This window comes from Vreelandella neptunia (genome assembly GCF_000712975.1).
Classification (GTDB): domain Bacteria; phylum Pseudomonadota; class Gammaproteobacteria; order Pseudomonadales; family Halomonadaceae; genus Vreelandella; species Vreelandella qaidamensis.
This window is the reverse complement of record NZ_JHQL01000004.1, coordinates 351,396-373,711: the sequence shown is the minus strand read 5'-3', so window position 1 is coordinate 373,711 and position 22,316 is coordinate 351,396. Positions and strand designations below refer to the sequence as shown.

The 22,316-nt window shown below is 51.4% G+C and carries 23 protein-coding genes; 15 read left to right on the top strand and 8 right to left on the bottom strand.

The genetic code is table 11. The annotated features are described in order from the left end of the window. The first annotated feature begins 15 nt into the window (after window positions 1-15). A complete protein-coding gene (locus CR46_RS0113810) occupies window positions 16-873 on the top strand; it encodes a universal stress protein (RefSeq protein WP_030073875.1) in 858 nt (285 codons plus the stop codon). A gap of 50 nt (window positions 874-923) precedes the next feature. Here the strand turns inward: CR46_RS0113810 and CR46_RS0113805 are convergent, their stop codons facing one another. Genes CR46_RS0113805 through crcB (CR46_RS0113795) form a run of 3 tightly spaced genes read right to left on the bottom strand, consistent with a single transcriptional unit; the run spans window position 924 to window position 2,678 of the window. Further along, the gene (locus CR46_RS0113805) at window positions 924-1,898 is read right to left on the bottom strand and encodes an arsenic resistance protein (RefSeq protein WP_030073874.1); all 975 of its coding nucleotides are present in this window, start codon (window positions 1,896-1,898) and stop codon (window positions 924-926) included. Between the two features lie 13 nt (window positions 1,899-1,911). Beyond that, window positions 1,912-2,298, bottom strand: coding sequence for a fluoride efflux transporter CrcB (gene crcB, locus CR46_RS0113800; protein ID WP_030073872.1), 387 nt, complete (start codon window positions 2,296-2,298; stop codon window positions 1,912-1,914). Then, window positions 2,295-2,678, bottom strand: coding sequence for a fluoride efflux transporter CrcB (gene crcB, locus CR46_RS0113795; RefSeq protein WP_030073870.1), 384 nt, complete (start codon window positions 2,676-2,678; stop codon window positions 2,295-2,297). The genes crcB (CR46_RS0113800) and crcB (CR46_RS0113795) overlap by 4 nt, the downstream gene beginning before the upstream one ends. Window positions 2,679-2,847: 169 nt before the next feature. Between crcB (CR46_RS0113795) and CR46_RS0113790 the strand changes: the two genes are divergently transcribed. Both CR46_RS0113790 and CR46_RS0113785 read left to right on the top strand, forming a co-directional pair. Then, complete coding sequence (locus CR46_RS0113790; protein ID WP_030073864.1) at window positions 2,848-3,702, top strand: universal stress protein; 855 nt, start codon at window positions 2,848-2,850, stop codon at window positions 3,700-3,702. A gap of 18 nt (window positions 3,703-3,720) precedes the next feature. Continuing rightward, on the top strand, window positions 3,721-4,062 hold the full coding sequence (locus CR46_RS0113785) for a TraR/DksA family transcriptional regulator (protein ID WP_030073863.1): 342 nt from the start codon (window positions 3,721-3,723) through the stop codon (window positions 4,060-4,062). Window positions 4,063-4,066: 4 nt separating this feature from the next. On the opposite strand, the gene CR46_RS0113780 is transcribed toward CR46_RS0113785, so the two are convergent. Next, window positions 4,067-5,752: a 2-isopropylmalate synthase gene (locus CR46_RS0113780; RefSeq protein ID WP_030073862.1), complete on the bottom strand. Its 1,686-nt coding sequence runs from the start codon at window positions 5,750-5,752 to the stop codon at window positions 4,067-4,069. Between the two features lie 217 nt (window positions 5,753-5,969). Here CR46_RS0113780 and CR46_RS0113775 point away from each other — a divergent pair, with 217 nt between their 5' ends. Both CR46_RS0113775 and CR46_RS0113770 read left to right on the top strand, forming a co-directional pair. Next, the gene (locus CR46_RS0113775) at window positions 5,970-6,455 is read left to right on the top strand and encodes an Lrp/AsnC family transcriptional regulator (protein ID WP_030073861.1); all 486 of its coding nucleotides are present in this window, start codon (window positions 5,970-5,972) and stop codon (window positions 6,453-6,455) included. Window positions 6,456-6,526: 71 nt separating this feature from the next. After that, complete coding sequence (locus CR46_RS0113770) at window positions 6,527-6,886, top strand: RidA family protein (RefSeq protein WP_030073858.1); 360 nt, start codon at window positions 6,527-6,529, stop codon at window positions 6,884-6,886. A 32-nt stretch (window positions 6,887-6,918) separates the two neighbouring features. Here the strand turns inward: CR46_RS0113770 and CR46_RS0113765 are convergent, their stop codons facing one another. The 4 genes from CR46_RS0113765 to CR46_RS0113750 all read right to left on the bottom strand — a co-directional run bounded on the left by CR46_RS0113765 (window position 6,919) and on the right by CR46_RS0113750 (window position 13,604). Next, window positions 6,919-7,782: a MurR/RpiR family transcriptional regulator gene (locus CR46_RS0113765; protein ID WP_030073856.1), complete on the bottom strand. Its 864-nt coding sequence runs from the start codon at window positions 7,780-7,782 to the stop codon at window positions 6,919-6,921. Then, on the bottom strand, window positions 7,772-9,541 hold the full coding sequence (locus CR46_RS0113760; RefSeq protein WP_030073854.1) for an EAL domain-containing response regulator: 1,770 nt from the start codon (window positions 9,539-9,541) through the stop codon (window positions 7,772-7,774). The genes CR46_RS0113765 and CR46_RS0113760 overlap by 11 nt, the downstream gene beginning before the upstream one ends. Beyond that, entirely contained in the window at window positions 9,538-12,156 is a 2,619-nt protein-coding gene (locus CR46_RS0113755; protein WP_030073852.1) for an ATP-binding protein, read from the bottom strand. The genes CR46_RS0113760 and CR46_RS0113755 overlap by 4 nt, the downstream gene beginning before the upstream one ends. 95 nt (window positions 12,157-12,251) lie before the next feature. Beyond that, window positions 12,252-13,604 carry an aldehyde dehydrogenase family protein gene (locus tag CR46_RS0113750; RefSeq protein ID WP_030073849.1) on the bottom strand — a complete coding sequence of 451 codons (1,353 nt, stop codon included), beginning with the start codon at window positions 13,602-13,604 and terminating at the stop codon, window positions 12,252-12,254. 161 nt (window positions 13,605-13,765) lie between these two features. Here CR46_RS0113750 and CR46_RS0113745 point away from each other — a divergent pair, with 161 nt between their 5' ends. The 10 genes from CR46_RS0113745 (at window position 13,766) to rpoS (ending at window position 22,313) form a co-directional block, all read left to right on the top strand. Further along, entirely contained in the window at window positions 13,766-14,914 is a 1,149-nt protein-coding gene (locus CR46_RS0113745) for a GNAT family N-acetyltransferase (protein WP_030073847.1), read from the top strand. Window positions 14,915-15,017: 103 nt separating this feature from the next. Next, window positions 15,018-15,371: a cell division protein FtsB gene (gene ftsB, locus CR46_RS0113740; protein WP_030073845.1), complete on the top strand. Its 354-nt coding sequence runs from the start codon at window positions 15,018-15,020 to the stop codon at window positions 15,369-15,371. After that, window positions 15,368-16,120, top strand: a complete 753-nt coding sequence (gene ispD, locus CR46_RS0113735; protein WP_030073844.1) for a 2-C-methyl-D-erythritol 4-phosphate cytidylyltransferase — start codon at window positions 15,368-15,370, stop codon at window positions 16,118-16,120. Before ftsB ends, ispD begins: the two co-directional genes overlap by 4 nt. Next, the gene (ispF, locus tag CR46_RS0113730; protein ID WP_030073841.1) at window positions 16,120-16,608 is read left to right on the top strand and encodes a 2-C-methyl-D-erythritol 2,4-cyclodiphosphate synthase; all 489 of its coding nucleotides are present in this window, start codon (window positions 16,120-16,122) and stop codon (window positions 16,606-16,608) included. Before ispD ends, ispF begins: the two co-directional genes overlap by 1 nt. Beyond that, the gene (truD, locus tag CR46_RS0113725; protein ID WP_030073839.1) at window positions 16,601-17,641 is read left to right on the top strand and encodes a tRNA pseudouridine(13) synthase TruD; all 1,041 of its coding nucleotides are present in this window, start codon (window positions 16,601-16,603) and stop codon (window positions 17,639-17,641) included. Before ispF ends, truD begins: the two co-directional genes overlap by 8 nt. Window positions 17,642-17,691: 50 nt before the next feature. After that, window positions 17,692-18,438, top strand: a complete 747-nt coding sequence (surE, locus tag CR46_RS0113720) for a 5'/3'-nucleotidase SurE (RefSeq protein ID WP_030073837.1) — start codon at window positions 17,692-17,694, stop codon at window positions 18,436-18,438. Further along, on the top strand, window positions 18,425-19,102 hold the full coding sequence (locus tag CR46_RS0113715) for a protein-L-isoaspartate(D-aspartate) O-methyltransferase (RefSeq protein WP_030073835.1): 678 nt from the start codon (window positions 18,425-18,427) through the stop codon (window positions 19,100-19,102). Before surE ends, CR46_RS0113715 begins: the two co-directional genes overlap by 14 nt. Further along, window positions 19,099-20,070 carry a DUF368 domain-containing protein gene (locus tag CR46_RS0113710; protein ID WP_030073834.1) on the top strand — a complete coding sequence of 324 codons (972 nt, stop codon included), beginning with the start codon at window positions 19,099-19,101 and terminating at the stop codon, window positions 20,068-20,070. The genes CR46_RS0113715 and CR46_RS0113710 overlap by 4 nt, the downstream gene beginning before the upstream one ends. A 7-nt stretch (window positions 20,071-20,077) precedes the next feature. Further along, a complete protein-coding gene (locus CR46_RS0113705) occupies window positions 20,078-21,184 on the top strand; it encodes a peptidoglycan DD-metalloendopeptidase family protein (RefSeq protein ID WP_030073832.1) in 1,107 nt (368 codons plus the stop codon). Between the two features lie 154 nt (window positions 21,185-21,338). Beyond that, window positions 21,339-22,313, top strand: coding sequence for an RNA polymerase sigma factor RpoS (gene rpoS / locus CR46_RS0113700; RefSeq protein ID WP_030073830.1), 975 nt, complete (start codon window positions 21,339-21,341; stop codon window positions 22,311-22,313). Window positions 22,314-22,316 lie beyond the last annotated feature (3 nt).

The window sequence follows — 22,316 nt, the reverse complement described above, 5'->3', positions numbered from 1 at the left end:
CGCAAGGAGAGCGATATGACTGAACACGTACTCGCCGCGATTGACGGCTCCCAATATGCAGAAAGCGTATGCGATTACGCCGCTTGGGCAAGCTTGGCATTAAACGCGCCGCTTAGTTTTGTGCATGTGGTGGATAATCATTCTGACGTGCCAGAAGAACAAAATTTGTCGGGTAACTTACGGTTTGGTGCCCGCGAGCGCTTGATGAAAGAACTTTCTGAGCTTGATGAGCAGCGCGCTAAGATAAACCGTCAGCAAGGCAAGCTTATGCTGGAAGCTGCCAAGGCACGAGCAGTAGAAGGTGGAGTCGTTGATCCCATTGTTCGCCAGCTTAACGGCACGCTGGTTGAAACCTTGGTAGAGCTAGAAAAAGACATACGTTTGTTGGTGGTAGGCAAGCGTGGCGAAACGGCTCACCATGCCTGCGGCCACCTAGGTTCTAACCTTGAGCGCGTGGTGCGTGAAATGCACCGCCCAATTCTCATGGTGCCTAAAGCCTTTAAGCAGCCGGAAAAGGTAATGATTGCGTTTGACGGTAGCAAAACTGCCCGTAAAGGGGTCGAGATGCTGGCGCGCTCGCCTTTATTCGCGGGTACCGAATGTCATGTGCTAATTGTGGGTGCTGACACTGCAGAGCATCGCAGTGAGCTTGAATGGGCGTTGAGCACGCTGCTCGATGCAGGTCACCAAGCTGAGGGAGCCATCCGTTCCGGTGAGGTAGACGACGCTTTGCAAGCGTACGAGAAGGAGCATGCTATTGACCTGCTAGTGATGGGCGCTTACGGCCATTCGCGTATCCGTCACTTGCTGGTGGGGAGCACCACAACAGCGATGCTACGTGGCAGCCGAATTCCGGTACTGATATTACGTTAATCAATACGCACACTTTAACGCCGGTCACCACGCAAAGGGGCCGGCGTTTTTTATAGGCGGCTCGGAATTAGCCTGCTTGGCACCCAGCGTATAAACGCCACCATGCCAAATAGCTCTACTAGCGATTGAAAAACAATCACTACCACCGCGGCTTGCCAGCCATTGGGTAGGGTGAGTGCGATGGGTAGCATGACAAACGAATTGCGGGTCCCGAAACTAAAGACAAGTGTTCGGGCGCTGGTGGCGGGAAGCTTAAATAGCCTGCCCAGCATTTTGCCTAAAACTGCTGCCACTACTAAATAGCCTACAAAAATAAGCACTACTTGCATCAGTACGTAAGAAAGCGCTAGTACGCTATTCACCTGTGTTGCAGCAATGACCAATACGACCAATGCCAGCAGCGGCACTGGCAAGTAGCCAAGCTGGTCGGTGGCTCGCTCAACCGCGTGATAGCGCTGGGCGGTAAGCTCTGTTAGCCATGCCAAGCCTAAGGGCAGCAGGATCACTCCCGTAAAAGCGCTGAAAAGGTCGGCAGACAACGTTAACTGAAACCACTCGCCGCCTAAAAATAGCCATAGATAAGCGGGTAACGCGACCATTTGCATGATCAGCAGTACTGGCGTTGCCGCAACAGCGCGGGCGGCATCGCCTTTGCCTAAGTGCGTGAAGGTAATAAACCAGTCTGTGCAGGGCATCAGCAGCACTAGCAAAACACCCGCCATCACCGGTGGATAAAGCGGTAGCCCCAGTACTAAAAGGCTTAGCACCAAGGCCCCTAGTAGCGCAGGGATGATGATAAAGTTGCCAATCAGCAGTGCTGCCATAAAGCGTTTATCAGTAACGCTTTGCTTGATATGTAATAGCGGTATTTGAGTAAAGGTGGCGTAGAGCAGTATACCGAGTAGCGGCCATAACAGCTGTTCAAGTGATGACGCTAGTAAGGGAGCTACCAGACCCAACGTAAGCCCTAAGCAGATAAACCCTAGGTAAAGCCAAGACTGCTGTCGCTCTAACTGCTCGCGCATAAAATACCTACGGCTATAAACGAGAAAGCGCTATACGTTCTCCTAGCCAGGCCGCCAGTAACCAAAGCGGTAGGCTGATGAGTATATAAAGCAGCGCTAGCCCAGAAAGTCCTTGCTGAATAAGGTGCAAGGTTTCCAGGCTAAAGAGTGAAAACGTGGTAAAGCCGCCACAAAAACCGGCGACTAACAGCGGCTGCCAGTGCGCAAGCTTGCCCTTAGGAAAACGTGAGGCGGTAGCGGCAACCCATCCGATGACTCCAGAGCCCAGTACGTTAACCAGCAGCGTACCCCAGGGGAAATAGCCGCCAAGCGCTGCCAAAGACACGAGAGATACCCCGTAGCGAAGTGCACTGCCAATCCCGCTGCCAATACCGACTGCCAAATAGGCTTGCCAACTCATAGCAGCTCCTTAGCTAGTAGCCAGCCTAGCGTGACCATCACCATGCCGAGCAGTAAGGTGGCGGCAATATTCAAGGCGGCACGCAGCGCTTGGCCGCTTTGCCACAGTTCAATAGTTTGTAAGCTAAATGATGAAACGGTGGTGTAGCCACCTAACAAGCCTGCGATAGCAAATAGCCACAGTGGCTGTGTGGTTGGCACGCCGTAGTATCCGAGTAGCCCGCCCGCTATAAACGCACCGCTGGCATTCACCAGTAAGGTGCCCCAAGGAAAGGTGTTACCCAGCAGGTAGGCCATAAGGCTAGAAACAGCATAGCGACTCATGCCGCCCAACGCGCCGCCTAGGGCTACCAGTAGCATGCTCGCGATACCATGCTCCATCGTGACTCCTTTAACTGGCCGCGTTAATAGGCCGTTAAGTGTACCACTCACCCTATAACGATAGGGATGAACACAAAGAGTGCGTTAAGGTGTCGCTGGTCAATAACTTCGTGTAAAAAAGAATGAGAATAATAAAAATCTTAACGCACCCGCTCAAGGAGTCGTTTTTATGTCTGATCGCGTGTTTGCCGCTATTGATGGATCTCAGTATTCAGAAAGCATCTGTGATTATGCTGTTTGGGCTGCCAAGGCACTTGATGCGCCATTAAGCTTTATTCATACCTTGGATAACCACCCTCAGGTGACAGAGCCTGATCTAACCGGGAATTTAGGCTTAGGGACCCGAGAGCATTTGCTAGAAAAGCTATCTGATATTGAAGAGCAGCGTGCGAAAGTTGCCCGTGAGCAGGGGCGTTATATGCTCGATGCGGCAAAAGCACGCGCAATGGAAGCCGGTATTGCTGATCCACTCTGCCTCCAGCGCAACGGTACGTTGGTAGAGACTTTGGTTGAGAACGAAAAAGAGATGCGTTTATTGGTATTAGGCAAGCGTGGCGAAACCGCGCATCAAGCTAGTGGCCATCTAGGCTCGAATCTTGAACGTGTCGTGCGCGAGATGCATCGCCCTCTATTGATGGTGCCTAAGCAGTTTACGCAGCCGAAAAACGTGATGATGGCGTTTGATGGGAGCAAAACAGCTCGCAAAGGCGTTGAAATGCTAGCCAAAAGCCCGCTTTTTGAAGGTGCTGCCTGCCATGTCGTGATCGTGGGCGCTGAGACTGCAGAAAACCGGTCACAGCTTGAGTGGGCAATTGATGTCCTTGAGTCTTCTGGTCACCAAGCTGAAGGGGTAATTCGCGCTGGTGAAATAGAAGAAACGTTGCGCGCTTATAAGCAAGAGCACGGTATCGATTTGTTGGTCATGGGTGCCTATGGTCATTCGCGTATTCGTCATTTGCTGGTTGGCAGCACGACGACCGCCATGTTGCGCAATGCCCATTTGCCGGTGCTGATTCTGCGCTGAAGTCATTAGGAGAGGCAGATGAATCACCCTGAGGTAGACATAGCCGCGATACGCCAAAAGCTGTTGGCCCTAGAGGTTTCTTTGCGAGAAGAAAGCATTGAAAGCGCGTCTTCAAGAGAGACGGTGGAGCTTGATCAAACGACGGTAGGGCGGTTGTCACGTATGGATGCGCTGCAGGGTCAAGCCATGGCAAAGGCAGAGGAGCAGCGCCGTCAAATATCGCTTAAGCGTATTAGCGGCGCCTTGCAGCGTATTGAACAACAGAACTTTGGCGAGTGCATTGAGTGTGGCGAATGGATTGGTGCCAAACGCCTCACCTGGGACCCGTTAGTGCTGAAATGTATCAAGTGTGCCGAATAAGCGGTTATGCCTCGATGGCGGCGTTTTCCTGCTGATGCTGTTTGGTGGCCTGCACCATATTAATGCCTGACAGCAGCGCTTTCAGCGATGCGCTAACGGTGTCACTATCTTCGGCCACGGCGCAAAGACGTTGTCCATCAATATTCAGCTGAACAAAGGCAATCGCGTTGGCTTCGCTGTCGCCGCCGAGTGAATGCTCACTGTAGTCAATAATTGCTACATTGCTGCCTGAGTGTTTTTTCCAAGCATCGGTGAACGATGACATGGCACCGTTGCCCGTTCCTGACAAGCGCAGTGTTTCAGCGCCTTCCCACAGGGTGATTTCAATACCTTCGTCCTGACCTTTAGAGAGCCGGTAATCGGCTAATGCCAGCGGTGCATTCTGAGTGAAGTTATCGAACATCACTTGGCGAATAATCTCGCTGGAAAGCTCGCTGTTGCGGCGCTCGCTCTCTTGCTGCACGTAAGGGGCAAGTGCCAGCATCATCCAACGCGGTAAATTAATGCCGTAGTCTCGCTCCAACAAAAAGGCCATACCGCCTTTCCCAGACTGACTATTCACACGGATAACGGCTTGATAATCACGCCCAATATCATGCGGATCAATGGGTAAATAAGCCACTTGCCACGGCTCGTCAGGCTTTTGATGCTTGAGTGATTTGCGAATAGCATCCTGGTGGCTGCCGGAAAACGCGGTATACACCATCTCGCCGACCCAAGGGTGGCGTGGATGAATGGTGATACCGGTACACTCATGCACCACTTGGACAATTTCGTCTGGGTTGGAAAGGTCCAACTCAGGGTCAATGCCCTGGCTATAGAGGTTCATCGCCAGGGTGACGATATCCATATTGCCGGTGCGCTCGCCGTTACCCAGTAGGGTGCCTTCAACGCGGTCGGCACCTGCCAGCAACGCAAGCTCTGCCGAAGCGACAGCGCCACCACGGTCGTTATGGGTATGCACCGAAATAATTACGCTGTCGCGACGGCTAATGTGCTGGCAAAAGTAGTCAATCTGGTCAGCATGATGATGCGGCCCTGCAACTTCTACCGTGGTGGGCAAGTTGAGGATGCATTTGTTGTCTGGCGTTGGTTGCCAAACATCCATCACCGCCTCGCAAATGGCCAATGAGAAATCAATTTCAGTGCTAGAGAAGCTTTCCGGCGAGTACTGGAAGCGCCAGTCAACGCCTGGGTATTGGGCAGCATAGGTCTTCACCCAGGTAGCGCCCTGTACGGCAATATCGGTAATGCCGTCGCGATCCATCTCGAATACACGCTCGCGTTGGATAGTGGAGGTGGAGTTATAAAGGTGAATAATGGCGCGTTTGACGCCCACCAGCGAGGCAAAGGTTTTCTCGATTAAATGTTCGCGGCACTGAACAAGTACTGCAATAGTGACATCGTCTGGAATTTGGTCTTCTTCAATTAGCCAACGTACAAAATCGTAGTCTGGCTGGCTAGCCGATGGGAAGCCTACCATCACTTCTTTGATACCCACCTTAATAATCTGGTGCCAAAAGCGCTGCTTTTGCTCAACTGTCATCGGCTCTAATAGCGCTTGGTTGCCATCGCGTAGGTCTTCACTTACCCAAATGGGCGCTTGCGTTAGGTCACGGTCCGGCCATTGGCGGTTGAATGCAGGAACGCGAGGAGCAGGGCGATATTTGCGATGATCAAAAGCAGACATGGTGAGTTTCCTGAAGGCGGTGAATTATTTAGGCGGCCGCTTGTGGCGTAAGCCGCGTTAACCGGTGCCCGGGTAAGACACCTGATAGGGGCTGCTTGTGACAGTCATTACAGTCTACGTGATAGAAGGCGAAAGGTTATTGCGAAAATATGGTTTTTACGCCAATAATTGGCAGTAAATATTGGTTATTTGATTTTTATTGGTAGGAGATGCTGTCATGCCTGTTGTGCCGCTTGAGCTTGATCGTTTTGATCGCCATATTCTAAATGTGTTACAGCAGGAAGGGCGGATTAGTAATCAGGAGCTAGCCGAGCGCATCGGGTTGTCTCCTTCGCCCTGTTTGCGCCGAGTACGTGCGCTAGAGGAGCACGGGCTAATTACCCAATACCGGGCTGAGGTTGATGCGCGCCAGTTGGGCTATCAACTGATGGTGTTGCTGCATATTTCAATGGATCAACATACTCCCGAACGCTTCGATAACTTCGAGCGTCACATCCGTAAAATTCCCAACGTGATTGAGTGTTTAATTATTACCGGTCAGGCGGCGGATTTTCAGCTCAAGATACTGGTTCGTGATATGGATGGCTATCAGCATCTTTTACTGCATGTGATTAACCGTATCGAAGGGGTGACGGGCGCTCATACGAGTTTTGTTTTGCGACGAGTCTTCGAGCATCGCCCTGTGCCCACTGAGCGCGTTTGATGAAGAAGGCATAGGCAACTAGTCTGCGGCGGTTTACACTGCTTTTTTTGTCTTATCTAGGAGATTGAACCATGACAATTCAGCGCCATGATACAAAAGCTCGTATGAGCCGTGCTGTTATTCATCAAGGTGTGGCTTATTTGTGTGGTCAGGTAGCGGGGCCCGAGGCTCGCCATGACGGCATTAAAGCGCAAACAGAAAGTATGCTGGCACGGGTAGATGCACTGCTAAAAGAGATTGGTTCTAGCCGTGAGCAGCTGTTAAGCGCGACAATCTACCTTAAAGATGGCAATGATTTTGCCGCAATGAACGAGGTGTGGGATGCCTGGGTGCCCGAAGGTTATGCACCGGCACGCACCTGTGTCTGCGCGCCGCTACCTGCCGATGAGTTAAAAGTGGAAATTACGGTTACTACCGCTGTTAGCAGTTAAGTTGCCCGCATTAGTGATTGATGGTTTACAGGTTACTTACCCGTCTTTTCCACTGGAAAGCGGGTATCGCGAAGACTGTCTTTGATTTTCTTCAGGTGTGGCAGAAAATCTTCGCCGCGCCTTAAGGTAACGCCGGTAGCTAAGGCATCAATCAGCGTTAATTGAATCATCCGCGAGGTCATGGGCATATAGTGGTCGGTGTCCTCGGGGGTGGCGACTTCGAGCGTCGCGGTACACTCCAAGGATAGAGGAGAATGAGGAGCGGTAATCCCCAGCACGACGGCGCCAGCTTCACGAGCAACGCGTGCAATATCGACCAATTCTTTAGTGCGGCCTGTGTACGAGATAATCACTACCACATCTCCTGTATGACAGGCAGCGGCCACCATACGCTGCATCAGCACATCCACATAAGCAACCACGGGCAAGTTAAAACGGAAGAACTTGTGCTGGGCATCCTGGGCGACTGCGCCAGAGGCACCTAAACCAAAAAAGTGAATCTGTTTTGCTTGAGTAAGGTAGTCAACCATGCGCTCCACGGCGGCCATGTCGACCTCACGTTGGGCTTCGTCTAGGGCGGCAATCGTCGCGCCGAAAATCTTGTGAGTGTACTGTGTTGCCGTATCTCCAGGCTCTACAGCCCGTGTGACATAAGGCGTTCCGCCCGCCAAGCTTTGGGCAAGTTTAATTTTGAAATCTGGGTAGCCCTTGGCACCGAAATTGCGACAGAACCGGTTGACCGTGGGCTCACTGACGCTGGCCGCTTGGGCAAGGCTTGCGATGCTTAGGCTGGTGGCTACCGCCGGGTCCTCCAGGATGACATTGGCAACTTTGCGTTCAGAGCGATTGAGTTCTTCTAAGCGTTCGCGTAAGCGGTCAAGCAGGTCATGCGCCATCAACAGCCTCCATGGCAATATTTTTTTGAGCGTTGGGTGCCCATTCTGTACACCAGGTAAAAAAAGCGTCGGCGGTTAGCGGGCGAGCATAGTAATACCCTTGCGCCGCTTCACAGCCAATAGAACGTAAGTAGTCCGCCTGGGCAGATGTTTCAATGCCTTCTGCTACCACATCGCACCCAACCGCATGGGCAAGCTGGGTAATCGTTAAGGCTAAATGACGATCCACCGCGTCATCTTCTAGGTCCATAACGAAGGCGCGGTCTATTTTTAGCGTGGAGAAAGGCAATGTCTTAACATAAGCAAGCGAGGAGTGCCCAGTACCAAAATCGTCAATGGCTACGGCAATATCTGCCTCAGCAAGCTGAGCCAGCTGCGTACGGGCGTTTTGCATATCGCTTAATAAACCTGATTCTGTGACTTCCAAGGCGAAAAAGGGGGCTGGGATCTCATGCTCTGCCAGTTTAGAAAGCAACGTTTGAGCGAAGTCTTTTCGCGCCAATTGGCGGGCTGCAACGTTCACCGCAATATGGAAGTGATCATCCAGCAAGCCTTTTAGCCGCCATTCGACGATATGCTGCATTGCTTTCTCAAGCACCCACTCACCAATAGAAAGGATATCACCACTTGCTTCCGCAAGGGGAATAAAGTCCGCTGGTGAAATATGGCCTAGCTCCGGATGGTGCCAGCGCAGCAGGGCTTCGGCTCCAATGACGCACTGCGTTGTCAGTGAAACTTTAGGTTGGAAAGCCAGCGACATCTCACCACGTTCGGTTGCACCACGAATCGCTTGCTGAAGGTTTAGACGGTGACGCTGTTGGGCTTCTAAGGTTTCGTTATAACATTGAATACGTAGCGTGCCGCTTTGTGGTAGCGCTAAGGCAGCCATATGGACAAGGCGCTCAATTTCAAAATGGGCATCTGCCCAGCTAATACCAATCCGCGCATTTAAAGGCAGAAGCAGACCACCCAGTGCCTGATCTTGATCGAAACAACTCAATAGTTGTGCCGCAGACTGCCTTAATGTTTCAAGATCAGCGTGATCAGTAATCACTAATAATTCGCTACCACCCCATAAGCCTAGTTGGCACTGCTCGCTGAGCTTGGCTGACAACTGACTGCTAATATGCATCATTAATTTATCAGCGACACCGTAACCATGTAGCTTAATCACATCGTCTAGGTGATCCAGGACAATAAAAAGTAGCCCCGTTCCCGTTCCTCGCAATGCTGCTTCGCGGAGCATTTGGGTGAGCGCGCGACGATTAGCTAATTGGGTAATAGGGTCGGTACGAGACTGACGATTCAGCTCTTTGGTGCGCTTTGCCACCATGCGTTCTAGCGTGTCTGCCTGTTGATTGCGAACCTGATAACGGTGTTCAACGTTCAATGTAATGCGAATGCGCTGCAGCACTTCGTCATGTTGGAACGGTTTTGTGACGAAGTCGCGCACGCCCATGCTGAGTGAGCGGTGTCGGGTTTCATCATCAATCTGTGCGGTGAGAATAATAATTGGCGGGGTATTATGCCCAAACTCTGTTTGCAGCTGATTAATAACCGTATACCCATCCAGGTAAGGCATTCGTATATCCAGCAGAATCAGGTCAGGTAACGTTTGCTGGCAATGTGTTAGTACTTCGCGTGGGTCGTTTAGGCCATGGGCATTTTCAAAACCATGCTCATCCAACAGGTCTAATAACAGGTTGACATTAATGGAATTATCATCCACCACAAGGATGTGTTTGTGGTTCAGGCTCATGGCTGCGCTCTTGGGGGTGCAGTAGTGATGAATCGATTAAGTGAGGCCGTTAGTTTATCAATATCGATAGGTTTCGTCAGATAGTCAGCAAACCCTGCTGCTAGTCCATGTTGTAAGTCACGTTCCATCGCGTTGGCAGATAACGCAATTACATTTATATGTTTTAGCGCCGAATCGTTTTGAATAATATCTAATGCTTGAAACCCATTCATGCCCGGTAGGTGGATATCCATTAGAACAAGATTAGGGGGTGAGTGGCGCATGATATCTAAACCAAGTTCGGCGCTTGCGACAACCTGCAGTTTTATCGAGTGAAAGTCGTCTATGATATCTTCCATAAGCCGCTGGTTGGCGGGATTATCTTCGATATATAGCAGGGTGAAGAAAGGTTGGGAGTTACTGGCAGTGTCCATGGCGCTAGAAAGAGAGGTCTGTTCGTGTTCGCTAGGTTGTTCTTCGGCAATGGGCAGCGTAAACCAAAAAGTAGAGCCCTTATCCGGCTGGCTATCAACACCAAGGCTTCCCTTCATCCGCTCTACCAGTTCGCGCGTAATGGCCAAGCCAATGCCAGTGCCTTCAATGCCTCCATACTCGGCATCTAACCGGTTAAAGGGTTCAAAAAGCTCATGCTGACGCTCTGGCGCAATGCCATGCCCTGAGTCGATAACGCTAACCTTTAGTTCGGACCCAACCGGCTCGATATTAACGTGAATAGTGCCGTTTGCTCGGTTGTATTTAATTGCGTTGGAAAGCAGGTTGAGCAGTACTTGTTTTACCCGTGTGTAATCTGCTAACACCATGCAGGCTGGCGACACTGAATGACGCGTTAGCGTAATATTTGCTGCATCGATGTTCGCCTCTAGCGTGGTACAGGCATCGTCTAATACGTTTTCAATTAACATGGGTTCTAGCGAAAGAGTTATGTAACCCGCTTCGATCTTTGCTAAATCCAGCACTTCATTAATTAGGCTTAACAGGTGCTGTCCACTCTTCTCGATTTGCCCTACTTGGCGCTGCTGCTTTTCACTCAGTGGATCACGGCGACCTTTTGCGAGCAGCTGAGCAAAGCCGATAATGGCGTTAAGCGGTGTACGCAATTCGTGACTCATTGAAGACAGAAATTCACTTTTTGCCTTATTGGCTTGCTCTGCCTGATCTCTAGCGGTTGCCAAATCACAGGTAACTTGTTCGCGCTCGGCCATTTGGCGATAAAGGTTAATGAGCAGTGCACATGTATCGGTAAACGGTTGAAGCCAGTCTAAAAGCGCTTGGTTTAAGGGCTGTTTACTGTTTGCAATGGCAAACATGCCAATGAGGTTATCACCACTGAAAATAGGTACGCCCAAATAATTGCCTAAACGTGGGTGTCCTGGTGGGAAACCACCGCGCTTCGTATGGCGATAAACGTCGTCAGTCATAATGACATCGCCGTGGGCGAATACCCTTCCTAACAGTGAGTTAGGGTTGGTGAGCGTCATATCACCGCTACGTAGGCGCTCCATTAGGTGCCTGGAATCATCGCTCCATGAAAGATCTGTGATGGCGTGTATCTTAAGTGCGTTAGTCGTATCAGTAGGTAACACTTCTCCAATGAGCGCATAATCGCTATCGGTAAGGTCGCGCAGCGCTTCCATTAAGAATGTCCATAGCTGCTCAACCGACATGAGTGCTTGGTAATCTGTAATACCTTGATGAAGTACTTTTAGCAGGCTTTGTTCTTTATTGATTTGTTGGGTGGCATTATAAACCTCGGTTAGATTAGTTAAAATGCCCAGGAATTCAGCAACATTTCCTTGCTCATTATGGATGGCGTTGACAGCAAGATGAACGGGAATTAAATGGCCGTCTTTATGAAGTGCTTCCACTTCTCTGCCTCGACCAATCACCTTTGGCTCGCTGCCTGCTAAAAAATTGGCAAGAAAACTGTCGTGATGTGCGCTGATTGTTTCAGGCGTAAACATCGCGACATTGTTACCAACCACTTCGTGCTGCTGATAACCCAGCATCGTAAGTGCGAAAGGATTAATGCTTAACACATGGCCAGAACGGTCGATACGCACGATACCCGTGGCACTTTCGTTAAATAGCGCTTCATAACGGCGCGTGGTTTGAGCCAAGGCTCTGCGTATTTGATGCTGACGCAGCAGCTCTTCCACTTGTCCCGCGATGCTTTTTAAAATGCCTCGGTCGTGTTGACTAAACGAACGCGGCTGACGATCGATTAAACAGAGTGTGCCTACTGATAGGCCATCCGCCAGTTGCAGCGGCTGGCCAGCATAAAAACGAACGTGTGGCGTCCCAGTGACGAGCAGATTGTCAGCAAAGCGTGGATCATCAAGCGTATTTTCAACAACGAGCATGTCGTTAAGTGCAATAGCATGTGCACACAGCGAAATATCTCGGCACATTTCACTGGCAGACAGTCCTTGCTGGGACTTAAACCATAGGCGTTTTGTATCAACGAGTGATATTAGTGCAATAGGTACATCAAATAAGTCACAGACAAACTGGGTAATACGGTCAAACGCTTCGTCAGCAGGGGTGTCAAGCACCTGTAAAGCATGCAATGCCGCTAAACGCTGGTGTTCATTCTCAGGAAAGTCTGCGGCTTGCATTGTGTGTCCTAGAAGATAAGTCGTTCAAAAATAGAGTGCCCAAGAGACAATCAAACATTAAATATTAATAATTATCGGTCATTTTTGAACAAGCTTTAACTAATCCTCAGTAATTTTAATAGCCAACGTTTATAGGGTGGCCTTATGAGTGAGCTTGAAGCCCGTTTTGATTGATAAAAAATGCTTCTTAAATGACTGAAACGCTCGAAGCCGTGGCGACCGTGATACGCCCCTATGCCGCTGTCTCCAACGCCACCAAAAGGTAGCGAAGGAACCGCGTGGTGAAGCAACGTTTCATTGAATACCAGCGCGCCAGAGCGGGTTGAGAGACGTAATGTGGTTTGCAGCAATTTATCGTTGGTAAAAGCATAAAGCGCTAGTGGATGTGGTCGGGCATTCACAAAGGCAATTGCGTCATCGATGCTTTTAACGCTGATCAGCGGTAGTGCACGGCCAAAAATTTCCTCACGCATCAGTTCAAGGTTTTGTGTTGGGTCAATGACCAGCGCGGGAGCATGGGGTCCGCTATCAATAATGCGACAGCCGTGATCTCTCGCTTGCGCTATCAGCCGTTCGCTACGCTGTTGATGATGAGGGCTGACGAACCCTGTGGCCTCTTTATCGGTTGGGCGCTGCTGCTCGATGGCTCGACTAAGCGCTTGGATAAGTGTTTCAAGGTGGCGGCTTTCCACCAATACATAGTCCGGCGCTATGCAGGTCTGCCCAGCGTTCATTCCCTTGCCAAAAATAATTGAGGCAGCGGCGCGGTCTAGATCAGCGTCGCTCGCCACAATAGCAGGTGATTTGCCACCCAGCTCTAGAGTTACCGGGGTTAACTGTTCGGCAGCGGCAAGCGCAACCTGACGGCCCACCGCCGTTGATCCGGTGAAAATTAGATGATCAAAAGGCAGGGCACTAAACGCTTTGGCGATGTCTGGACCGCCTTCAACAACGCACAACTCTTCGTCAGTAAAATATTGCGGTACCAGCTTTGCCAAAAGAGCGCTGGTATTGGGAGCGTACTCGCTGGGCTTGATCATGACGCTATTGCCTGCTGCGACAGCATCAATAGCCGGCATCAATGCTAAGCTCCACGGGTAGTTCCAAGGCGACATAATGCCGACCACACCAAGCGGCTGAGGTGTAATACGTGCACGGGCAGGCCACAAGCGCCACGGCATAGTAGCCGCACAGGGACGCATCCAGTGCCAGAGGTGCCGCCGTGCATGACCAATGGCTTGTAACACTGCACTAATTTCTGCCAGACGTATTTCCGTTTCGCTACGTTTGCCGAAGTCAGCTTGAATGGCGTGAATGATGTCCCGCTGGTGATGTTTTGTCATTTGTGCAAGACGTTCTAAACGCTTTCTACGCATGCTTAAAGTGGCAAAAGTGCGGTTAGCCGCATGACGCTGAGCGTGCAACAGGCGCGTTAAGTCGCGTTTCATGGCTGCTCCTTTAGTCAACTCTTAATAACAATCGACGGTTGTCGTGACTACTTGAATACCGTACTCCGCACAGAAATGACAGCATCAACAAACGCACTGAGCGTCTCGTTAGTGGTAAGGTCATGTACTAATATTTCTAACGATACGCCTTGGGAGGCATCATGCTTTCGCACTCACTGTCATGCATTATGCTACCCGCTATCGACGCTGTGGACGCCGCCCAGTGGGATGCGCTGGTCAGCGGTGAACAACCTTTTTTACGTCATGCATTTTTACAGGCGTTAGAGCGTAGTGGTGCTGTCTGTCGCGCGACCGGGTGGGAGCCTTGCCACCTTTGCGTATGGCAAGATAATCGTTTGGTGGGGGCGTTGCCCATGTATCGCAAACACCACTCTTATGGTGAGTATGTGTTTGATTGGGGATGGGCCGATGCGCTGGAGCGTGCAGGCGGCCACTATTATCCTAAAGCACTGAGCGCTATTCCGTTTACCCCGGTTCCTGGCACGCGCACTTTAATTGCTGATGATGTTAATGCCGAAAATGTTCGCGGATTATTAGCAGCGACGTGGCAAGCGCATTGTGAAGAGCAAGCGTTGTCGAGTTGGCATTTGCTGTTTGCGCAGGATGACGAAGTGGCTGCCTGGCAGCGGCAGTTTCCAGCGTTAATTGCGCGAGAGGGCGTTCAGTTTCAATGGCGAGATCGTGGATTTGGCGATTTCGATGGTTTTTTGGCGAGCCTTACGTCGAAACGCCGCAAAATGATTAAGCGCGAACGGCGCTTGGTTGCCGAGCAAGGCTTTACGTTACGGCGCTTAGAGGGCAAGGCAATTACTCAAGAAGCCATGGCGCACTTCTTTCGCTGCTACACGATCACATATCACGAGCGGGGCCGCCCGCCTTACTTGAATGAGGCTTTTTTTGAGCGGTTACGCCATATGATGCCTGAGGCACTTGTGTTGGTTCAGGCGCTATTAAATGGTCAGCCCGTTGCCGCCGCACTCTATTTTCGTGGCGAGCACACTTTGTACGGCCGCTATTGGGGGAGCGAGGTGGTTGCTGACTGTCTCCATTTTGAAGCTTGCTATTACCAAGGAATTGAATTTTGTCTGGAAAACGGGCTCTCTTTATTCGACCCCGGAACCCAGGGTGAACACAAGCTGGTGCGTGGCTTTGCCCCTCAACGGGTACGTTCGCTGCACTACCTTGTACACCCTGGCTTGGCAGCAGGCGTTGCTCAATTCTGCCATGAAGAGGGTGCCCATATTAGCGCCTATCGTGAGGCCGCGAACGATGCATTACCGTTTAAATGAAATCCGGTTAGGTGAAAAATCAGTTAGGTAAGGCGTAACTCGCTGGAAATAGCCCTTAATGGCATAATGCGCTTCGTTTAGGCCTAAACAAAGGAAGGCGGTGATGCATAAATGGCTTACGGTTGCGCTGCTTGCGATATTGGGGTTTCTCCAATACCAGCTCTGGTTAGGTAACGGTGGCTGGGAAGATTTACAGCTGGTTGAAGAGCGCGTTGCCGTTCAAGAAGCTGCCAATGTGCCCATGCGAGAGCGTAACGCGCGTTTAGCAGCTGAAGTCACCGATCTGAAAACCGGCCTAGACGCTGTTGAAGAGCGTGCCCGAAGCGATATGGGTATGGTGCGTAGCGATGAACAGTTTTTTTGGGTGCCTGGTGTGGCGATTGAAGCCGAACTCGTAGGGATTAATGCGGGGCTAGTTACTCAACCAGGTTTGCCCAGTGAAGGTGCTGACGAATGAGTCACCCGCTGTGGTTAATCGTACCCGCCGCCGGGCAAGGCAAGCGAATGGGAGCCGATAAGCCGAAGCAGTATCTGCCGCTGGGTGAAAAGCCGATCCTGGCGCATACGCTTAGTCGGCTGCACCGTGCTTTTCCCGCTGCGCATCTTGTGCTGTGTCTGGACAGTGATGATCGCTGGTTCAACCCTGAATGGGTGCCATTTACCCATTGGCAGCGAGTGACCGGTGGTGCTGAGCGGATGGATAGCGTCTTAAATGCGCTGCACGCTATAAACGCGCAAGAAGACGATATGGTGATGGTGCATGATGTTGCGCGTCCCTGCGTGACATCGTCTGATTTGCTGACGCTGTATCACGCTGCCCAGCAACACCCTAGTGGCGCACTTCTGGCGATGCCGGTGGCTGATACCATGAAACGAGCCAATGCCGAACAGTTAAGTGCTGCCACTGAGTCTCGTGAGCGGCTATGGCATGCGCTAACGCCTCAAAGCTTTCGCTACGCGCTTTTGCGTCGTGCTCTTGAACATGCCGTCACTGGTCAGTGTGTTGTTACCGATGAAGCCTCCGCTGTTGAGGCGCTAGGGCATGCACCCAGGCTGATTAGTGGACGTCGCGATAATCTTAAAGTCACCCATCCTGATGACCTTGCCCTTGCTGCTGCTATTATGGCGTCGCAAGTCGCTCAAGCCTCTGATTCTGCTCAATCCTCTGAATCTGCCCAATTTTCTGAATCTAAAAGGAGTTGTTAATGCGAATTGGCCACGGATTTGATGTGCACCGATTTGGCGTTGGCGACCATTTGATGATTGGTGGCATTAAGCTGCCTTTTGAACATGGTTTTGTTGCCCACTCGGATGGCGATGTGTTACTGCATGCTATCAGTGACGCACTGCTGGGTGCCTGTGCACTCGGTGATATAGGGCGGCACTTCCCCGATACCGACCCAACATGGGCTGGTGCAGATAGCCGCCATTTACTTCGCCATGTGGTTCAGCTGGTGCATGCACAAGGCTTCTGCGTGGTTAATCTAGATGCCACGTTAATGGCACAGGCACCTAAAATGGCGCCGCATATTGATACGATGCGCGCGGTCATTGCTGAAGATTTAGGTATTCGCCTTGGTCAGGTCAATGTTAAAGCCACGACAACCGAACGGCTCGGGTTTACCGGACGGGGGGAAGGTATTGCCGCTGAGGCAGTGGTGTTGCTGGAGCACCAAGAGGCGCTGAATGGTTAATTTACCCGCTTGGCAGCGCTGCTTAGATGCTGAATTCGGTGCTCCTAAACCGGGCCATTATCGCGCTCAGCCAGAAGATTTTGTGGTTGACGAGCAACTGAATTTTACGCCTGAAAATCAGGGTGAGCACCTGTGGTTACGGCTTGAAAAGCGCCATCAAACCACGTTAGATGTGGTGAAAAGCGTCAGCCGTCTTTGTGGTGTCACACCCCGAGATGTGGGTTACTCCGGGATGAAGGACCGAGTCGCAGTGACCCGGCAGTGGTTAAGCGTACATCTTCCAGGGCGCGAGGCACCTAGCGACTTGGGTGACTCATTAGCGGCATTGGGGATTAAGGTGTTGGCCCAGGCAAGACATCCCCGAAAGTTGAAGCGCGGTGTCCATCGCACTAATCACTTCACGTTGCGCCTTAGCGGTGAAGCGCTTCAAAGCCAGCATTTTTTTGACCGCTGGGAGGCGCTTTGTCGTCAAGGGGTGCCTAACTATTTTGGACCTCAGCGTTTTGGGCCTGAAGGCCGCAATTTACAGCGTGCAGAAGCACTTTTAGCGAAAGGCTGGCGCAAGCGCGATGACCGCCAAGGAATGATGCTTTCCACGGCTCGTAGTTTCTTGTTTAACGAGTTGTTAAGCAACCGTCTGGCGGATGGGACATGGTGCCAGCCTCTAGCGGGCGATATGCTCATGCTGGATGGCACGCACAGTGTTTTTACCGTTGATGCCGTGGATGACGACTTAATAAGACGTGCCGCTGCGCTTGATATCCATCCGACCGGTGCTCTGTGGGGCGCAGGGGAACTTGCTGAATATCAGGTGGCAGACTATGAAAAGCGGCTGTTAACATGCCATCCGATGCTGTGCGAGGGGTTAGTGAAAAGTGGCGTTAAGCGTTCCCATCGAGCGCTACGAGTAAGGTTAATTTCGCCTAGTATCGAGACATTGCCCAATGCCGTGCTACTCTCGTTTGCCTTGCCACGAGGGAGCTTTGCGACCGCCGTGGTCAGTGAGTTAATCGCGCATCCGGATTTTGCTTAACGCGCCCCATATACACTTATCTTAATGCGGCATCTTTAAAGGAGACACGAATGCGGCGACTGCTGCTTTCCAATGACGATGGTGTCCACGCGCCAGGGTTGCGGGCACTGCATGATGCGCTTGTTGCCCATGCGAATTTACGCGTGGTAGCGCCTGATCGAGATCGCAGTGGCGCCAGTAACTCGCTGACGCTTTCCCGTCCGCTCTCTTTAACAGCGCTGGATAACGGCTTTTATAGCGTAGATGGTACGCCAGCAGACTGTGTTTATCTGGGCGTGAACGGTGTCTGGGATGAGCGTCCTGACTTGGTGATTTCAGGAATTAACCACGGTAGTAACCTTGGCGATGATGTGCTCTATTCAGGCACGGTAGCCGCTGCTATGGAAGGGCGCAACTTGGGCATGACCGCCATAGCAATGTCGCTATGTGGTGATCGTTACTTTGCGACGGCTGCCAAGGTAGCTGCTAGCTTAATCGGAGCTGCCGATCAGCTGTCGTTGCCACCTCGTACCCTTCTGAACGTTAACGTGCCGGATGTGCCGTGGGAAGAGATTAAAGGCGTTAAAGTGACTCGCTTAGGCTATCGTGGGCCAGCAGAGAAACCGGTGCCTGTTAAAGACCCACGCGGACGCACGCGTTTCTGGATAGCTCCGGTCGCCGCTAACGCTGATGATGGCGAGGATACCGACTTTTCTGCTATCGAAGCAGGTTATATATCGATTACTCCGTTACAAACAGATCTAACGCGCCATCCCGCGCGTAGTGACGTGCAGGACTGGTTGGATGCTTTTGCCTGAGCTTTCGCCTAGCGAGCTGCGCGGTAGAGGGATGACCTCTCAACGCACTCGAAATCGCATGGTAAAGCGGCTTGAGCAGCAAGGCATTCAAGATGCGCGAGTGCTCAATGTTATGGCGGGTGAGCCAAGGCACTTGTTCGTCGATGAAGCGTTGGCCCATCGCGCGTATGAAGACACCTCGTTACCTATTGGCTTTGGGCAGACATTATCGCAACCTCTGACAGTTGCGCGAATGACAGAGCTTGTGGTGCGGGCGGGGCCTAGGCGTGTGCTGGAAGTGGGCACTGGCTCGGGTTATCAAACACTAATTCTATCCAGGCTAGTGCCTACGCTCTATTCGGTTGAACGCATTCACGCTTTGCACCAGCGAGCCGCAGAACGTCTTTGGCGGCTTGATGCGCCAGCAACGCTGGCAGTGGCGGATGGTGGTGAAGGGTGGCCAGAAGTTGCGCCCTTTGATGTGATTTTGTTAACTGCCTGCGCCCAAACGCTGCCAGAAGCACTATTGGAGCAGCTTAGCCATGATGGTGTGCTGATTGCACCGCTAGAAGAGCCTGATGGCAGTCAATGGCTTACCCAAATAAAACGCATTGGCAGTGCCTTTGAAAAGCGTCGGCTTGAACCCGTGCGTTTTGTACCCCTATTGCAAGGAGTGGTGGATTGAAGCGTCGATTTGTAGAACTGTTTTTAAAAGGCGCAGGAATGGGGGCGGCCGATGCGGTGCCCGGTGTTTCAGGCGGAACGATCGCGTTTATTACCGGTATTTATGAAGAGTTTATTCATACTATCAAGCAGTTTGGCCCCAGCGCTTTTGTTGCTTGGCGGCAAGGCGGTTGGCTGGCGTTAGCTCAGCACCTGAATATAACCTTTATCGTGCCATTGTTGCTGGGCGTTGCCGTGAGCCTTTTCAGCGTTGCGCATTTAGCGCTTTGGCTAATGGAGGCTCACCCGCTGCTAATTGAAGGGTTTTTCTTTGGCTTGGTAGCTGCGTCAGGGTTTGTCGTTGCCCAGGCAGGTGGGCGTTGGAAGTTTTGGTATCTATTACCGCTGGTGGTAGGGCTATTACTGGCTAAATCGCTGCCAGGCATGATGCCGTTAGTGTTACTTATCGGTAATGAAGCGGTGGTAGTTATGGTTGCCGGTGCGATTGCTATTAGCGCGATGCTGCTTCCGGGAGTGTCCGGTAGTTTTCTGCTGCTGACGATGGGGCTTTATGGCACTATTTTAGGGGCTATTCGAAGTTTTGATATTGGCATTATTATGCTGTTCGGTATGGGATGTATTGTTGGCCTCGCGCTATTTTCGCGATTGTTATCATGGTTATTACGCCGTCACCATGATGCCACTATGCAGCTTTTACTAGGGTTTATTATTGGCTCGCTGCCAGTATTGTGGCCTTGGAAAGAGCTGTTGCGTTACCAGCTTGGCCCTGATGGACAAATGATTCCGTTAGCTCATCGTTATCTGTTACCTAGTGATTATGCGGTACTGTCTGGAGGCTCTGCTCAGTCGGTAGGCGTTGTGGCACTGATGATGGTTGGCGCACTATTGGTAGTGTTATTAAACCGTCGCGCAGCTCACTATGCCGAGCATAGGTCAATAGGAAACGCGCGCGACGTTGAAAAGGAGTAGGGTTTTCATGCGTAAGGTCTTCATGATGTCAGTTTTGGCACTCGCCGTCAGCGGTTGTGCCAATCAGCAGCACAACACGCCTCAGGTGCGTGATTTAAGTGAAGCGCGCCGCGCGGTAGCAGACTCGCCTCAGTATACCGTTAAAGCAGGTGATACCCTCTATGGCATCGCATGGCAGCACAATCTTGATTACCGCGAGTTAGCGCAAATCAATAATATCGATGCGCCCTATCAGATATTTCCAGGCCAAACTATCGCGCTACGTGAAGGAGTGGAGGCACCAAGCAATCAGTCAGCAGGTGCTGCTACTTCAGAACGTCGTGTCTCGGGTGCTGTGGCAACGGGGCTAAACCCGCAAACCACCTCCGTCGCCAGTGACGATCAACAGTTAGACTGGTTGCTGCCTGATGAAAGTGCAATTGAGCGGAACCAACGGTTAACGGCTGAGCGAGCAGAGCGTGCTGAACAAGTATCAGTGGCCGCCGCGCAGCAAGTGGCTGACAGCGCAAGCACCGCTAATAGTGCAAGCACGTCCAATCGCGATGCTACGCCTACAGGTGAAGCATCTGAAGAGGCTCAGCCTGAACCCACTAAAGAAACCGAGCCAACATCTGAACCTGTCCAAGAGCCTGAGCAAAAACCTGAGGCAGAGACCACAGCAACAGCGCCGCCTGTTGAGTCTGCAGAGCCGAGCCAACCTGCACGCGTTGATCGTTCCTCGCGTACGTTTACGCCGGTCGAAAATATTAACTGGCAATGGCCAACGGCAGGTCAAGTGACTGGAGAGTTTGGCCAGGGTGGCTCCATTACGGCTGGGATTGATATCGCTGGCCAAAAGGGGCAACCTGTTAAAGCGGCGGGTCCAGGCATCGTGGTCTATGCAGGTAGTGGTGTACGAGGATATGGCAACTTAATACTGCTTAAACACAACGATCAGTACTTAAGTGCTTATGCGCATAATGATAGTCTAAATGTTAAAGAAAACGATGTGGTTGAAGCGGGAGAAGTGATTGCCTCAATGGGTGATAGTGATGCAGACAGCGTCAAATTACACTTTGAGGTGCGTCGCGATGGGCAGCCTCAAAACCCCTTGGACTATCTGCCGTCTCGCTAACCACTACTAAGCAATTCTGTTGGTTGGATTGTTTGGAGTACCCGACTAGCTGGAGTAGGGCGTCATATAACAATAAATGGTGCAAGCGCACAGGGAGTGCGGCCACCTTTACTTTTCTTAATGGCGGTTAGGCGAAATAACGGGGGATACTACCATGAGTATGCTGGAGAAGGATCTACAGGAGGTTGACCTGGACGCTGTTGAAGAGGCTCTGGATGGTGCCGATGAAGAGGTCACTGCGGAGGAGGATGCTTTTGAAAAAGCGTTAGGCCGTGATGAGCGTCAATCGACTCAAAGCTTGGATGCGACACAAATCTACCTTAATGAAATTGGTTTTTCGCCATTATTAACGCCGGAAGAAGAAGTCTATTATGGCCGTTTAGCGCGTAAAGGCGATCCACTTGGCCGCTCAAGGATGATCGAGTCTAACCTGCGTTTGGTAGTGAAAATTGCCAGACGCTATTTAAACCGCGGGCTGACGCTGCTTGATCTGATTGAAGAGGGAAACCTCGGGTTAATTCGAGCCGTCGAAAAGTTTGATCCTGAACGGGGGTTCCGCTTTTCTACTTATGCCACGTGGTGGATTCGGCAAACTATAGAGCGCGCTTTGATGAATCAGACGCGTACCATACGTCTACCCATACACGTGGTTAAAGAGCTGAATATTTATCTGCGTGCAGCGCGTGAGCTAACCCAAAAGCTTGATCATGAAGCAACGGCAGAAGAGATTGCCGATCATCTCGACAAGCCAGTAGAAACGGTTAAGAAGATGCTCGGGCTCAATGAGCGCGTCTCGTCAGTTGATTACCCTATGGGGGGGGAAAGTGATAAGCCGTTAATCGACACCTTAACTGACGACGAAGTGCTAGGCCCGGAAGCATGTCTAGTTGATGGTGATGTACGCGAGCACGTAGACCACTGGCTGGATGAGCTTAGTGAGAAGCAGCGCGAAGTGGTAGTTCGCCGCTTTGGATTACGAGGCCATGAAGCCGCCACGTTAGAGGAAGTTGGCGCTGAAATTGGTCTAACACGCGAGCGCGTCCGGCAAATTCAAGTAGAGGCGCTAAAGAAGCTGCGTCGCTCTTTGGAAAAGCAGGGCCTGTCCCTCAACGCTATTTTCGAGAGCTAAACG

Bases quoted from the DNA above. Each gene is read 5' to 3' on its own strand.
- CR46_RS0113780 (WP_030073862.1), bottom strand. From the start codon at position 5,752: ATGTCTGCTTTTGATCATCGCAAATATCGCCCTGCTCCTCGCGTTCCT.
- CR46_RS0113775 (WP_030073861.1), top strand. From the start codon at position 5,970: ATGCCTGTTGTGCCGCTTGAGCTTGATCGTTTTGATCGCCATATTCTA.
- CR46_RS0113760 (WP_030073854.1), bottom strand. From the start codon at position 9,541: ATGAGCCTGAACCACAAACACATCCTTGTGGTGGATGATAATTCCATT.
- CR46_RS0113785 (WP_030073863.1), top strand. From the start codon at position 3,721: ATGAATCACCCTGAGGTAGACATAGCCGCGATACGCCAAAAGCTGTTG.
- crcB (WP_030073870.1), bottom strand. From the start codon at position 2,678: ATGGAGCATGGTATCGCGAGCATGCTACTGGTAGCCCTAGGCGGCGCG.
- ispD (WP_030073844.1), top strand. From the start codon at position 15,368: ATGAGTCACCCGCTGTGGTTAATCGTACCCGCCGCCGGGCAAGGCAAG.
- CR46_RS0113750 (WP_030073849.1), bottom strand. From the start codon at position 13,604: ATGAAACGCGACTTAACGCGCCTGTTGCACGCTCAGCGTCATGCGGCT.
- CR46_RS0113705 (WP_030073832.1), top strand. From the start codon at position 20,078: ATGCGTAAGGTCTTCATGATGTCAGTTTTGGCACTCGCCGTCAGCGGT.
- ispF (WP_030073841.1), top strand. From the start codon at position 16,120: ATGCGAATTGGCCACGGATTTGATGTGCACCGATTTGGCGTTGGCGAC.
- rpoS (WP_030073830.1), top strand. From the start codon at position 21,339: ATGAGTATGCTGGAGAAGGATCTACAGGAGGTTGACCTGGACGCTGTT.
- CR46_RS0113805 (WP_030073874.1), bottom strand. From the start codon at position 1,898: ATGCGCGAGCAGTTAGAGCGACAGCAGTCTTGGCTTTACCTAGGGTTT.
- truD (WP_030073839.1), top strand. From the start codon at position 16,601: ATGGTTAATTTACCCGCTTGGCAGCGCTGCTTAGATGCTGAATTCGGT.
- CR46_RS0113715 (WP_030073835.1), top strand. From the start codon at position 18,425: ATGCTTTTGCCTGAGCTTTCGCCTAGCGAGCTGCGCGGTAGAGGGATG.
- CR46_RS0113755 (WP_030073852.1), bottom strand. From the start codon at position 12,156: ATGCAAGCCGCAGACTTTCCTGAGAATGAACACCAGCGTTTAGCGGCA.
- CR46_RS0113745 (WP_030073847.1), top strand. From the start codon at position 13,766: ATGCTTTCGCACTCACTGTCATGCATTATGCTACCCGCTATCGACGCT.
- CR46_RS0113770 (WP_030073858.1), top strand. From the start codon at position 6,527: ATGACAATTCAGCGCCATGATACAAAAGCTCGTATGAGCCGTGCTGTT.
- CR46_RS0113790 (WP_030073864.1), top strand. From the start codon at position 2,848: ATGTCTGATCGCGTGTTTGCCGCTATTGATGGATCTCAGTATTCAGAA.
- crcB (WP_030073872.1), bottom strand. From the start codon at position 2,298: ATGAGTTGGCAAGCCTATTTGGCAGTCGGTATTGGCAGCGGGATTGGC.
- ftsB (WP_030073845.1), top strand. From the start codon at position 15,018: ATGCATAAATGGCTTACGGTTGCGCTGCTTGCGATATTGGGGTTTCTC.
- CR46_RS0113765 (WP_030073856.1), bottom strand. From the start codon at position 7,782: ATGGCGCATGACCTGCTTGACCGCTTACGCGAACGCTTAGAAGAACTC.
- CR46_RS0113810 (WP_030073875.1), top strand. From the start codon at position 16: ATGACTGAACACGTACTCGCCGCGATTGACGGCTCCCAATATGCAGAA.
- surE (WP_030073837.1), top strand. From the start codon at position 17,692: ATGCGGCGACTGCTGCTTTCCAATGACGATGGTGTCCACGCGCCAGGG.